Raw genomic sequence first — 12,562 nt, 5'->3', positions numbered from 1 at the left:
TCGTCCCTCAGACCGGCTTCTTGCCGAAGACGCGGATGTATTCGGCCACGCCACCCTTGGCGAGCGCCTTGGCCTGCTTGACCCAGTCGTCGCGATCGATGCGGCCCTGGAAAGAGAGATAGCCATCCACCCACTCGCGTTCGGCCTTCTTCCACGACGCGACCTGCGCGAAGGTAAAAATGCCCAGCGTATGCAGGATGCCCTCGATCTTGGGGCCGACGCCGGAGATCAGCTTTAGGTCATCGACCTGTACCGGTTTATCGATGCCGGCCGGACGGTTCTTGTCCTCGAGCGACGGTTTGGCCGGCTTGGCTGCCGGTACCTTGACCTCCGGCGCCTTGAAGGCGGATGCCGGCTCGGCCTTGGTTATTGGACCGTTGCGCTGCTTGGAAACCTGCTCGACCTTGGAGTCTGCCTTGTTGGCATTGGCGGCCGAATGCAGTGGGGCGGCAACGCTCGCCGCCTTTTCAACCGTCGGCGCGACCTTGGTTTTTGAAGGCGTCTTCAATGCCGGGCTGGTTTCAGGGGCGTCGGTCTTCGGCTTGCTGGTGTTGGACGGCGCGACAGGGGCCGCGGCCGGTGCCGGCACGGGCCCTGCGATGATCGCGTCGGGCGCCGCCCTGGCGGCCCTGGCCGCTTCCCTGGCTTCCCTTTCACGGGTCGACTTGAGGATCGCCTTTTCGCTCTTCAGCGTGGTGAGGCCGGAGGCCGGCTCCGAGCCGGTACGGCCGTTCTGCGGCCCCGGTTCCACCGAAGCACCCTTGCCGGCGTCATAGAGATCGATGATTTCAGCCAGGCGTTCCGGCGTCAGATCCTCGAACGTGTCCTTGAAGATCATCACCATCGGCGCGTTGACGCAGGCGCCAAGGCATTCGACCTCTTCCCACGACAAGGTGCCCTTGTCGTTGGCGTGGAACTGGTCATGATGGATCCTGGAGCGGCAGACATCCATCAGCGCTTCCGAACCGCGCAGCATGCAGGGCGTGGTGCCGCAGACCTGGATGTGCGCACGCGTGCCGACCGGATTCAACTGGTACTGCGTGTAGAAGGTCGCGACCTCGAGCCCGCGGATACGCGGCATGCCGAGCATGTCGGAGATCGTCTCGATCGCCGCCTTCGTCACCCAGCCTTCCTGCTCCTGCGCTATCATCAGCAACGGGATGATAGCCGACTGCTCACGGCCCTTCGGGTACTTCTTGATCCATTGCTTCGCAGCCGCTGCATTCGCCCGGTTGAAGGCGAAGGATGCTGGCTGGACGCTGGCTTCTGCGAGACGGCGGACTGACATTTAGCGATCGACCTCACCAAACACGATGTCGAGGGAGCCGAGAACGGCGGTGACGTCGGCCAGCATGTGGCCGCGGCAGAGGAAATCCATCGCCTGCAGATGCGCGAAACCCGGCGCGCGCAGCTTGCAGCGGTAAGGTTTGTTGGAGCCGTCGGAAACCAGATAGACGCCGAATTCGCCCTTCGGCGCCTCGACCGCGGCGTAAACCTCGCCGGCCGGCACGCGATAACCCTCGGTGTAGAGCTTGAAATGATGGATCAGCGCTTCCATCGAGCGCTTCATCGCCTGGCGCTTGGGCGGCACCACCTTGCCGTCGAGGTTCGACACCGGGCCGGCGCTTTCCTTGCCGAGCAGGAGATCGACGCACTGGCGCATGATCTTCGCCGACTGGCGCATTTCTTCCATGCGTACGAGGTAGCGGTCGAAGCAGTCGCCGTTCTTGCCGATCGGAATGTCGAAATCCATTTCCGAATAGCATTCATAGGGCTGCGACTTGCGCAGGTCCCAGGCAGCGCCCGAACCGCGCACCATCACGCCCGAAAAACCCCAGGCCCAGGCATCCTCCAGCGAGACGATGCCGATGTCGACATTGCGCTGCTTGAAGATGCGGTTGCCGGTCAGCAGCTGATCGAGGTCGTCGATCGACTTCAGGAACGGGTCGATCCACTTGCCGATGTCCTCGACCAGCTTCTGCGGCAGGTCCTGATGGACGCCGCCGGGACGGAAATAGGCGGCATGCATGCGCGAACCGGAGGCGCGCTCATAGAACACCATCAGCTTTTCGCGCTCGACGAAGCCCCACAGCGGCGGCGTCAGCGCGCCGACGTCCATAGCCTGCGTCGTCACATTGAGGATGTGCGACATGATGCGGCCGATTTCGCAATAGAGCACGCGGATCAGCTGCCCGCGTTTCGGCACTTCGATGCCGAGCAGGCGCTCGGCGGCCAATGCGAAGGCGTGCTCCTGGTTCATCGGCGCGCAATAGTCGAGCCGGTCGAGATAAGGGATCGCCTGCAAATAGGTTTTGGCTTCGATCAGCTTTTCGGTACCGCGATGCAAGAGCCCGATATGCGGATCCACGCGATCGACGACTTCGCCGTCCAGTTCCAGCACAAGGCGCAAAACGCCGTGCGCCGCAGGGTGTTGCGGGCCGAAATTGATGTTGAAGTTGCGGACCGAAGTTTCAGCCATTTACTGCTTTGCCTTCTCGTCACCCGGCAGCACGTAATCCGTACCTTCCCACGGGGACAAAAAATCGAAATTGCGGAATTCCTGCTTGAGCTCGACCGGCTCATAGATGACGCGCTTGGCCTCGTCGTCGTAACGCACCTCGACGAATCCGGTCAGCGGGAAATCCTTGCGCAGCGGATGGCCTTCGAAACCGTAGTCGGTCAGCAGGCGACGCAGATCGGGATGGCCCGAAAACAGCACGCCGTAGAGATCGTAGGTCTCGCGCTCGAACCAGTCGGCGCCGGGGAACACGCCGGTGATCGACGGCACCATGGTTTCCTCGTCGGCCTGCACCTTGACGCGGATGCGCACATTCTGCTTCGGCGACAACAGGTGGTAGACGACGTCGAAGCGCTTGGCCCGCGACGGATAGTCGGCGCCGCAGACGTCGATGATCGAGATGAACTGGCAGCGCGCATCGTCGCGCAGGAAGGTCATCACCTCGACCAGATCGCGCGGCTCGACGTGAACGGTAAGCTCGCCATAGGCAAGCACCCCGTCACTGAAGCGGCCAGGCAGCTTCTCGCCGAGATAGGTCGACAGTTCGCTCAGGGATGCGGTCATGGATTTACCGTTCGATCGTGCCGGTGCGGCGGATTTTCTTCTGCAGCAGAAGAATGCCGTACAGCAACGCTTCGGCGCTCGGCGGACAGCCGGGCACATAGATGTCGACCGGCACGATGCGGTCGCAGCCGCGCACCACCGAATAGGAATAATGGTAGTAGCCGCCGCCATTGGCGCAGGAGCCCATCGAGATGACGTAGCGCGGTTCCGGCATCTGGTCGTAGACCTTGCGCAGCGCCGGCGCCATCTTGTTGGTCAGCGTGCCGGCGACGATCATGATGTCGGACTGGCGCGGGGACGCACGCGGCGCGACGCCGAACCGCTCCGAATCATAGCGTGGCATCGAGGTGTGGATCATCTCGACCGCGCAGCAAGCGAGGCCGAACGTCATGAACATCAGCGACCCGCTGCGCGCCCAGGTGATGAGCGCCTCGGTCGAAGTGACCAAAAAGCCCTTGTCGGCCAACTCATTGTTGATCTCGAGGAAGAAGGGATCGTCCTCCCCCACCGGCCTGCCGGTGTTGGGATCGATAATACCCTTGGGCTTCGGCGCGACGAGGGTGCCTGAACTGTCGTTCAATCCCATTCCAGCGCTCCTTTTTTCCATTCATAGGCAAAGCCGATGGTCAGCACCGCCAAAAACACCATCATCGACCAGAAACCGAGCATGCCGATCTTCGAAAACGACACCGCCCACGGAAACAGGAAGGCCACTTCCAGGTCGAAGATGATGAACAGGATCGACACCAGGTAGAAACGGATGTCAAACTTCATGCGCGCGTCGTCGAACGAGTTGAAACCGCACTCGTAGGCGGAAAGCTTTTCGGGATCGGGATTGCGATAGGCCACCAGGAAGGGTGCGGCCAGCAACGCCAGGCCGACAACCAGCGCCACGCCTATGAACAGGACGATGGGCAGGTATGAGCTCAAGAGTGCGTTCATGCTCGGCTTTCCGTTGGCGCCAATCCACTTTGATTACAGCACCGGACCCTAATGCGGAAGCGTGACAGTTTAACCGCTGAACCGTTTTAAGGGCCTATGCTGCAACGCGGCGAGGGTTAGCGCAGCACTTCCAGCGAAGCAAGTCAAACCTTGTTCAAAACACCGACCTGGACGGCATATCGCGGCAAACTGGTCCGATCCGCTCCTGTTTGATTTCCTTCGCTTTTTACTCCACTTTTCTCTCCTGACATGGATGCCGCCAAAACCCTGCTAGCATGGGTTGGAATCAGCCATTCGACCCTCGGTCAAAACACTTCAAAGTGATGCCTGCATGAAGGAAAAGATCTCGCTCCCCACGGCCCGTCGCATCGCGCTTGCCGCCCAGGGGTTTCTCGATCCCCGCCCGACCGGCACGCCCGACCGCCGGCATTTTGCCCGCACCCTCTCCCGCACCGGCCTGCTGCAGATCGATTCCGTCAGCGCGGTGGTGCGCGCTCATTATATGCCGCTCTATTCGCGCCTTGGCCCCTACCCGTTCTCGCTGCTCGACAACGCGGCCGTGACGCGCAAGCGCACGGTTTTCGAATACTGGGGGCACGAGGCCTCCTTCCTGCCGGTCGAGACATACCCGCTGATGCGCTGGCGCATGCAGCGCGCCGAGCGCGGCGACGAAATGTATCTGGGCCTCGCCAAATGGGGCCGCGAGCACGCCGCCTACATCGAAGAGATCTACCGCCAGGTCGCCGAGCGCGGCCCGATCGCCGCTTCCGCGCTCGAAGGCCAGAAAGGCTCGGGCGGCTGGTGGGGCTGGAGCCATGCCAAGCACGCCTTCGAATGGCTGTTCTGGGCCGGGCGCATCACCACGGCGCACCGCCGCGGTTTCGAGCGCTTCTATGACCTGCCCGAACGCGTGCTGCCGCAGGCGATCCTCGATCTGCGGGTACCGGCAGCCGAGGACGCGCACCGCGAATTGCTGCGCATTTCTGCCCGCGCCCACGGCGTGGCGACTTCAGGCGACCTGCGCGACTATTTCCGCCTGTCGCCGGCCGACATGAAGGGCCGGCTGGAGGAACTGGTTGAAACGGGCGAGCTGCTGCCGGTGCGTGTCGAAGGTTGGGACAAGCCCGCCTATCTTCACAAAGACGCCCGCCTGCCGCGCAAAGTCGAGGCCCGCGCCCTGCTGGCACCCTTCGATCCGGTCGTCTTCGAGCGCTCGCGCACGGAGCGGCTGTTCGATTTCCATTACCGCATCGAGATCTACACGCCGGCCGACAAGCGGCAATACGGCTATTATGTCCTGCCGTTCCTGCTCGGCGACAGGATCGTGGCACGCGTCGACCTCAAGGCCGATCGCCCGGCCAGCATACTGCGCGTCCATGCGGCCTATGCGGAGCCCGGTGCACCGCCTGAAACCGCTGCAGAGCTGTTCGAGGAATTGAAGCAGATGCAGGGCTGGCTCGGTCTCGAACGCATCGAAGTGACGCCTGCCGGGGATTTGGGGCCGGCGCTGGCCGACATCGCCGTGTCGTAAGCTCGCGTTGACACCGCCGCCCGCAAAAGCCTAAATCCGGTTCAGATGGTCTCTTGCCCGCAACGGCAAGGGCTAAGAGGGAATGCGGTGCGGGGCAAAATCCCAAATCCGCGGCTGTCCCCGCAACTGTAAGCGAAGAGCCAAGGCCGAAAGCCACTGGGGAGTTCCCGGGAAGGCGGCTACCCAAGGCGATGACCCGCGAGCCAGGAGACCTGCCGTCTGCGACTTTAGAATCCGATCGCCCGGCGGGTTTCCGGGCAAGGAGCCCGATCTTTGGACCACGACAGCAGTTTTTCGGCTGGCACAGCGGATATTTCGTCCGGCCATGATGATGCCTTGGCCGGCGTCACCATCATCGTCTGCGCCTCCTGCCGCAATGAGACCGGCTCCGACGCCCATCCCCGCGCCGGCGAATTGCTGGCGGACGACACGCGCCGCGCCGCATCTGGCGACGATATTCGCATCCGCAGCGTCGAATGCCTCGGCAATTGCAAGCGGCGCCTCAGCGCCGCCATCCTGCGCGACGGCTGCTGGAGCTATGTCTTCGGCGACCTGACCACGACCAGCGGCGCCGACCTCATCACGGGTGCCAAGCTCTTCGCCACCTCGAAGGACGGCCTGATTCCATGGCGCGGCCGCCCCGATAGCCTGAAGCGTGGCCTCGTTGCCCGCATCCCTCCCCTCGACCTGTTGAAGGACTGATCATGACTGCTTCCGTCTCGCGCGTTCCCTGCACCGTCGTCACCGGCTTCCTCGGCGCCGGCAAGACGACGCTGGTCCGCCATCTCCTGGAAAACGCCGGCGGCAAACGCATTGCCATCATCGTCAACGAATTCGGCGACATCGGCATCGACGGCGAGATTTTGAAGGGCTGCGGCATCGACACCTGCCCGGAGGAAAACATCGTCGAACTGGCCAATGGCTGCATCTGCTGCACCGTCGCCGACGATTTCGTGCCGGCGCTTGACAAGATCCTGTCGCTGACGCCGAGGGTCGACCATATCCTGATCGAAACCTCGGGCCTGGCGCTGCCCAAGCCGCTGGTCCAGGCCTTCCAGTGGCCGAGCGTGAAGAGCCGCGTCACAGTCGATGGCGTCATCGCCGTGGTCGACGGCCCGGCGCTGGCCGAAGGCCGCGTCGCCAACGACATGGACGCCTTGCAGGCGCAGCGCGCCGGGGACGAGACGCTCGACCATGACGATCCGGTGGAAGAAGTGTTCGAGGATCAGATCGCCTGCGCCGACCTGATCATCCTGTCGAAGAGCGACCTGATGGACGCCGCCGGCACCGCCCGCGCCAACGCCATCATCAACGAACATTCCGCCCGCGCGGTGAAGATCGTGCCGACGTCGCATGGCAAGGTCGATCCCTCCGTGCTGCTCGGGCTCGGTCTCGCCGTCGAGGACGACATCGAAAACCGCAAGTCCCACCATGACGGCGCATTCGACCATGAGCATGACGACTTCGACACCTTCATCGTCGACATTGCCTCGATCGCCAATCCGGACGAGTTGGCAAAGCGCGTCGCCACCGTCGCCGAAGAAGAGAACGTGCTGCGCGTAAAAGGCTTCGTCGAGGTCGGCGGCAAGCCCATGCGGCTCTTGCTGCAGGCCGTCGGGCCGCGCGTCAATCATTACTATGACCGCGCCTGGACCGCGCAGGACGACCGCCGCTCGCGTCTCGTCGTCATCGGCCTGAAGGGGCTGAACCGCCCGGCGATCGAGCGTATACTCGCCGGCTGATCTCGGACACGGGTTGCGATGCACATCCTCACCACGACATCCGCCTCGCTCGACGACCTCGCCGAGCCGGTCGATCTGCGGCAGGCGCCGGCGGATATCGTGGCCCTGTCCTTCACCGACAGCGACCTCGCCGGACTGGCGGCAGCCTGGAAGGCCGATGCCGGCCGCCTGCCCTCGATGCGGCTGGCTGCCCTGCGTGACCTGCGCCATCCCATGTCCGTCGACCTCTGGGTCGACAGCGTCGCCCGTCACGCCAAGGTCATCCTCGTGCGCATCCTCGGCGGCTACGACTGGTGGCGCTACGGCTGCGACCAGCTTGCCTCGACCGCCCGCGCACACGGCATAAAGCTGGCGCTGCTGCCCGGCGAATGCCGCGACGAGGATCTGCGCCTGATCGAAGCCTCGACGCTGCCGCGCGAGGAGCTCGATGGCCTGCTCGACTATTTCCGCGAGGGCGGCCCGGCGAATATGAGCGCGCTGGTGCGGAGGCTGGCGCGACTGGCGGGACAGGATGCGGCTTTTGCAGAGCCGGTTCCAGTGCCGAAAGCCGGGTTTTATGAGCCAGGACTTGGGGTCGTTGGTGATCCTTCACACCCCCCTCTGTCCTGCCGGACATCTCCCCCGCAAGGGGGGAGATCGGACTTCATCAAAGCCGGCTCTTTTCCCGTTTCATTAGAAGCTGACGCGTCCGCAACCTCGACAATTGGCGAAATCTCCAATGACAGCGCAATCTCCCCCCTTGCGGGGGAGATGTCCGGCAGGACAGAGGGGGGTGTGAAGGAACTCGACGCTGACAACGTCAACGCTCCTATCATCCCCATCCTGTTCTATCGCTCGATGCTATTGGCCGCCGATGTCGCGCCCATCGATGCGCTTTTCCACGCGCTCCGCCAGCGCGGCATCAATCCGGTCCCCATCTTCGTCTCCAGCCTCAAGGACCCCTCATCCCTGGCGTTCGTGGAAACCGCACTCGCCGCGCTCAATCCCGCCGCCATCATCACCGCGACCGCTTTCGCGTCCGGCGCCGAACCCGGCATTGAAACCCTGTTCGACCGCGCCGGCGTACCGGTCTTCCAGGTCATCGTCGCCACCACCCGCCGCGACGTCTGGGAGACCAACCAGCGCGGCCTGGCGCCCGCCGACCTCGCCATGCATGTCGTGCTGCCCGAACTCGACGGCCGCATCCTGGCCGGCGCCCTTTCCTTTAAGGGCGAGAGCGAGATCGATCCAGCACTTGGCCACCGCGCCTTTGCCAACCGGCCGGAACCGGATCGTGTGGCGCAAGTGGCTGACCGCGTCGCGGCCTTTATCCGCCTGCAGGAGACAGCCCGCGCCGAACGCAAGCTGGCCATCCTGATGCCGGATTATCCCAGTGCCCCCGGCCGCACCGGCTACGCCGTGGGTTTGGATGTCCCGTCCAGCGTGCTGGCCATGCTGCAGGACCTCAGCGAACAGGGCTATGTCGTTGAGGGGATTCCGCAAACGCCGCGTGAGTTGCTGGCGCGGCTGGGCCAGGGCGGGCATGGCTTGGCCTTGAGGGATTATGTGGAGTTCTCGAAGGCACTGCCGTCTGCAGCAATTGCTGCCGTAGATGCAGCTTGGAAGGCTGAATATGAGATAGGTTTGTGCGAGGCACCCCCCTCTGTCCTGCCGGACATCTCCCCCGCAAGGAGGGAGATCGGCAGTTCCGCCATCGGCGCTCATTCTGCGACGTTCGTAGCTGGCGAAAGCGGCAATGAGAGCTCAATCTCCCCCCTTGCGGGGGAGATGTCCGGCAGGACAGAGGGGGGTGCTCAAGCGCCAACCGCCGCCCACTTCCCCTTCCGCGCTGCCACCTTCGGCAACATCACGGTCGCCCTCGCCCCAGCCCGCGGCCGCTCCGTCGACCGCCGCGCCGACTACCACGACCCGACGCTCCCGCCGCGCCATGCGCTGATCGCCTTCGGCCTGTGGCTGCGCAAATCGCTCGGCGTCCATGCGCTCGTCCATGTCGGCGCGCATGGCACGCTGGAGTGGCTGCCGGGCAAGACCGTTGCGCTTTCGGAGAACTGCTTTCCCGAGATCGTCACCGGCGCCATGCCCGTCATCTATCCCTTCATCGTCTCCAACCCCGGCGAAGCGGCGCAGGCCAAGCGGCGCATTGCCGCCGTCACCCTTGGCCACCTGCCGCCGCCACTGACCGATGCCGAGCTGGACGAGAACCAGCACAAGCTGGAACGGTTGGTCGACGAATACGCCCAGGCCGACGGGCTCGACCGCCGCCGCCGCGACCGCCTTGCCAAGCTGATCGTCGAGACGGCGCAGAAGACCGGCCTCGCTTCCGAAGCCGGCGTCGCCACGACCGACGCGCCCGACGAAGCGTTGCGCCGCATCGACGCCTGGCTCTGCGACCTCAAGGATTTTGCCATCAAGGACGGGCTGCATATCTATGGCCGCGCCCCTGAGGACGAGCCCGACGCCATGCGGCGCCAGAGTGCGGCAGCCGAGAAGGCGGCGCTGCTCGCCGCACTCGATGGCCGCCACGTCAAGGCCGGCCCGGCCGGCGCGCCCGCGCGGGGTCGCTCGGACGTTCTGCCCACCGGCCGCAATTTGTTCACCTCGGACCCGCGCACCATGCCGACGCCGACCGCCTATGATCTGGGCAAGGCAGCGGCGGAGGAAGTGGTGCGCGGCTACATGCAATCGCATGGCGACTGGCCGCGCTCGCTGGTCATCGATCTCTGGGGCTCGGCCTCACTGCGCACCGGCGGCGAGGAGATCGCGCAAGGATTGGCGCTGATGGGCTGCCGGCCGCAATGGGATTCGGCGACCGGCCGCATCACCGGCATCGAGGTATTGTCGCCGGCCACGCTCGGAAGGCCACGCGTCGATGTCACCTGGCGCATATCAGGCCTGTTCCGCGATATGTTCCCGACCCAGATCGCACTGATCGATGCCGCCGCCAACGCGGTAGCCGCCCGCGACGAGGACGATACGGAAAACCCGCTCGCGGCCAAAACCCGTGCCGACGGCAAGCTCAGCCCGCGCATCTTCGGCACCTCGCCCGGCACCTATGGCGCCGGCGTCGAGGATATCTTGTCCTCCGGCAACTGGGCCGCGCGCGAAGAAATCGGCCGCGCCTATCTCGACGCCACCTCGCACGCCTATGGCGGCGCAGAAGGAGAAGGCATCTCGGTGCCCGGCGCCTTCGAAGGCCGCATCGCCGAAGCCGATCTTCTCGTCCACACCGGCGACGACCCCGGCCGCGATATCCTCGAGGGCTCCGCCGACGTCGCCTTCATTGGCGGGTTTTCGGCTGCCTTGGCAACCCTGGGCAGGCATGCCGACGTCATCGTGCTCGACACCACCGATCCGCAAAGGCCGAAGCTCCGCTCGGTAGGCGAAGCGGTATCGCGGGTGGTGCGCGCCCGCGCCGTCAATCCACGCTTCATTGCAGGCCAGATGCGCCACGGCCCACGCGGCGCCTCCGAATTTGCCGAAACCGTCGACCGGCTGGTCGGCTTTGCCGAAACCACACACGCCATTTCGGGAACGCTGATCGAGGCGGTTCATGACGCCTATCTCGGCGATCCCATGGTTCGCGCCTTCATCCTGCGCGAGAACCCCGCCGCCGCGAAAGTCATCGCCGAACGCTTCCTGTCGGCGCGCCGGCGTGGCCTCTGGCATCCCCTGCGCAATTCCATCGACGACGATCTCGCCGCCCTGATTGCCGAAGCAGAAGCGCTTGGGGTGGCGGCATGAACGCCTTCTCGCGTCGCGGCGCTTGTCCGGCCCTGTCGGCGCCAATGCAAACCGGCGACGGCCTGCTGGTGCGGCTCAACCCGGTCGCTGGAGGTCTATCTTCTGGAGGCCCATCTTCTGGAGGATTGTCGCCGAAGCTTTTGATCGGGTTAGCCGAATCGGCTTTGCGGCATGGCAACGGCATCATGGAAGTGACCGCGCGCGGCAGCCTGCAGATACGCGGGCTGACGGCGGACAGCGCGGCGTTGCTGGCGGCGGAGGTCGATGCGCTTGATATCGCGGTGCGCACCGGCGTGCCGGTCGAGACCGGGCCGCTGGCCGGCATCGATCCGCAAGAGATTGCCGATCCCCGGCCACTGGCCGAGCGGATCAGGGCGGCGATTGGCGAGGCTGGGCTGACGCAACGGCTCGGGCCGAAGGTTTCCGTGATTGTCGATGGCGGTGGGCAGTTGACCATGGATGCGGTGACGGCCGATGTGCGGCTGAAGGCGGTGCGGGCCAGCGCTGGCGTGCTGTGGGCTGTGTCTGTTGCCGGTGATGGTCAAAGCGCGAGGCCGCTTGCGACGGTCGATGACGATGTAGCGCGCGATATTGCCGTTGCGGTGCTCAGGATGATTGCCGAGAAGGGTCGGGAGGCCCATGCGAGGGATTTGACGGAGCGCCAATTGGTCTCTCTCGCAGGTTGGCACTCCGTCGCACCCCCCTCTGTCCTGCCGGACATCTCCCCCGCAAGGGGGGAGATCGGCGGTTCCGACGCCGGCTCTCGTCCTGCAACATCGGCGGTGGACGTGACGTCGGCAATTGGCGAAAGCGCCGATGACGGCTCAATCTCCCCCCTTGCGGGGGAGATGTCCGGCAGGACAGAGGGGGGTGTGCAGGATCGCCGACCTATCGGTCTTTTCTCTTTATCGACCGACCACGCCCTCGGCATTGCCCTCCCCTACGGCAGCATGCCGGCCGACAAGCTCATCGCCCTCGCTCAACACGCCCTCGCCCTCGGCACGTCAGAAATCCGCCCAGCCCCAGGCCGCGTCTTGCTTTTCCTAGGTCAGCCACCGGCCGCCAACTCATCGCTCCAACACACCGCCACCGCCCTCGGCTTCGTCACCGCCCCCACCGACCCGCGCACGCGCATAGCCGCTTGCCCCGGCACACCAGCCTGCGCCTCCGGCCGCATCGCCACGCGCGACATTGCCGAGACAATCGCCACTGAAAATGCCGACATCCTCGACTTCACCCTGCACGTTTCCGGCTGCGCCAAGGGTTGCGCCCACCCCGGCTCGGCGGCGCTGACGATTGTCGGCGGCGAAAACGGAGCCGGACTTGTCGTGAACGCGACGGCAAAGGCCCTTCCTGCGGGCTACAGGCCGGGCTATGACGCCGCGCGCGGCATTGGCCGCGTCGCGGCAATGATCCGCGGCACACGATATCAAGGCGAAACCGCCGCCGCTTGCCTGGCAAGGCTCGGGCCGGCCGGTATCGCCGAGGCTTACCGACAGGCCCAAACTGAAAAACGGAAATGAG

The 12,562-nt window shown here is 64.7% G+C and carries 10 protein-coding genes and 1 riboswitch; of the genes, 5 read left to right on the top strand and 5 right to left on the bottom strand.

Features of this window, described 5'->3' with window-relative positions:
• Positions 1 to 7 precede the first annotated feature (7 nt).
• From NKH06_RS00155 to NKH06_RS00135, 5 genes are read right to left on the bottom strand one after another with little or no spacing between them, the layout of a single operon-like run.
• Positions 8 to 1,288, bottom strand: coding sequence for an NADH-quinone oxidoreductase subunit E (locus NKH06_RS00155; protein WP_023812386.1), 1,281 nt, complete (start codon positions 1,286 to 1,288; stop codon positions 8 to 10).
• Positions 1,289 to 2,479 (bottom strand): NADH-quinone oxidoreductase subunit D, encoded by a 1,191-nt coding sequence (locus tag NKH06_RS00150; protein WP_127293232.1) that lies wholly within the window; start codon positions 2,477 to 2,479, stop codon positions 1,289 to 1,291.
• Entirely contained in the window at positions 2,480 to 3,082 is a 603-nt protein-coding gene (locus NKH06_RS00145; RefSeq protein WP_127293230.1) for an NADH-quinone oxidoreductase subunit C, read from the bottom strand.
• 4 nt (positions 3,083 to 3,086) lie between these two features.
• Complete coding sequence (locus NKH06_RS00140) at positions 3,087 to 3,668, bottom strand: NuoB/complex I 20 kDa subunit family protein (protein ID WP_013531090.1); 582 nt, start codon at positions 3,666 to 3,668, stop codon at positions 3,087 to 3,089.
• On the bottom strand, positions 3,659 to 4,024 hold the full coding sequence (locus NKH06_RS00135) for an NADH-quinone oxidoreductase subunit A (protein WP_010910112.1): 366 nt from the start codon (positions 4,022 to 4,024) through the stop codon (positions 3,659 to 3,661). The genes NKH06_RS00140 and NKH06_RS00135 overlap by 10 nt, the downstream gene beginning before the upstream one ends.
• Before the next feature lie 331 nt (positions 4,025 to 4,355).
• Here NKH06_RS00135 and NKH06_RS00130 point away from each other — a divergent pair, with 331 nt between their 5' ends.
• The 5 genes from NKH06_RS00130 to cobG all read left to right on the top strand — a co-directional run bounded on the left by NKH06_RS00130 (position 4,356) and on the right by cobG (position 12,561).
• Entirely contained in the window at positions 4,356 to 5,555 is a 1,200-nt protein-coding gene (locus NKH06_RS00130) for a winged helix-turn-helix domain-containing protein (protein ID WP_352891822.1), read from the top strand.
• A 29-nt stretch (positions 5,556 to 5,584) separates the two neighbouring features.
• A riboswitch (cobalamin riboswitch) is annotated at positions 5,585 to 5,789 on the top strand.
• A gap of 39 nt (positions 5,790 to 5,828) precedes the next feature.
• On the top strand, positions 5,829 to 6,257 hold the full coding sequence (locus tag NKH06_RS00125; protein WP_352891821.1) for a DUF1636 family protein: 429 nt from the start codon (positions 5,829 to 5,831) through the stop codon (positions 6,255 to 6,257).
• Positions 6,258 to 6,259: 2 nt separating this feature from the next.
• A complete protein-coding gene (gene cobW / locus NKH06_RS00120; protein ID WP_023812393.1) occupies positions 6,260 to 7,297 on the top strand; it encodes a cobalamin biosynthesis protein CobW in 1,038 nt (345 codons plus the stop codon).
• A gap of 18 nt (positions 7,298 to 7,315) precedes the next feature.
• A complete protein-coding gene (locus tag NKH06_RS00115) occupies positions 7,316 to 11,038 on the top strand; it encodes a cobaltochelatase subunit CobN (RefSeq protein WP_352891820.1) in 3,723 nt (1,240 codons plus the stop codon).
• Positions 11,035 to 12,561 (top strand): precorrin-3B synthase, encoded by a 1,527-nt coding sequence (gene cobG, locus NKH06_RS00110; protein WP_352891819.1) that lies wholly within the window; start codon positions 11,035 to 11,037, stop codon positions 12,559 to 12,561. The genes NKH06_RS00115 and cobG overlap by 4 nt, the downstream gene beginning before the upstream one ends.
• Position 12,562: the final 1 nt, after the last annotated feature.

This window comes from Mesorhizobium sp. M1342, assembly GCF_040317955.1.
GTDB lineage: Bacteria > Pseudomonadota > Alphaproteobacteria > Rhizobiales > Rhizobiaceae > Mesorhizobium.
Note: the sequence above shows the minus strand (reverse complement) of the source record. Positions and strands in the feature narration are given on the sequence as shown.

Excerpts from the sequence above, each read along its gene's own strand:
- NKH06_RS00155 (WP_023812386.1), bottom strand. The coding sequence starts at position 1,288 with ATGTCAGTCCGCCGTCTCGCAGAAGCCAGCGTCCAGCCAGCATCCTTC.
- NKH06_RS00150 (WP_127293232.1), bottom strand. The coding sequence starts at position 2,479 with ATGGCTGAAACTTCGGTCCGCAACTTCAACATCAATTTCGGCCCGCAA.
- NKH06_RS00145 (WP_127293230.1), bottom strand. The coding sequence starts at position 3,082 with ATGACCGCATCCCTGAGCGAACTGTCGACCTATCTCGGCGAGAAGCTG.
- NKH06_RS00140 (WP_013531090.1), bottom strand. The coding sequence starts at position 3,668 with ATGGGATTGAACGACAGTTCAGGCACCCTCGTCGCGCCGAAGCCCAAG.
- NKH06_RS00135 (WP_010910112.1), bottom strand. The coding sequence starts at position 4,024 with ATGAACGCACTCTTGAGCTCATACCTGCCCATCGTCCTGTTCATAGGC.
- NKH06_RS00130 (WP_352891822.1), top strand. The coding sequence starts at position 4,356 with ATGAAGGAAAAGATCTCGCTCCCCACGGCCCGTCGCATCGCGCTTGCC.
- cobW (WP_023812393.1), top strand. The coding sequence starts at position 6,260 with ATGACTGCTTCCGTCTCGCGCGTTCCCTGCACCGTCGTCACCGGCTTC.
- NKH06_RS00115 (WP_352891820.1), top strand. The coding sequence starts at position 7,316 with ATGCACATCCTCACCACGACATCCGCCTCGCTCGACGACCTCGCCGAG.
- cobG (WP_352891819.1), top strand. The coding sequence starts at position 11,035 with ATGAACGCCTTCTCGCGTCGCGGCGCTTGTCCGGCCCTGTCGGCGCCA.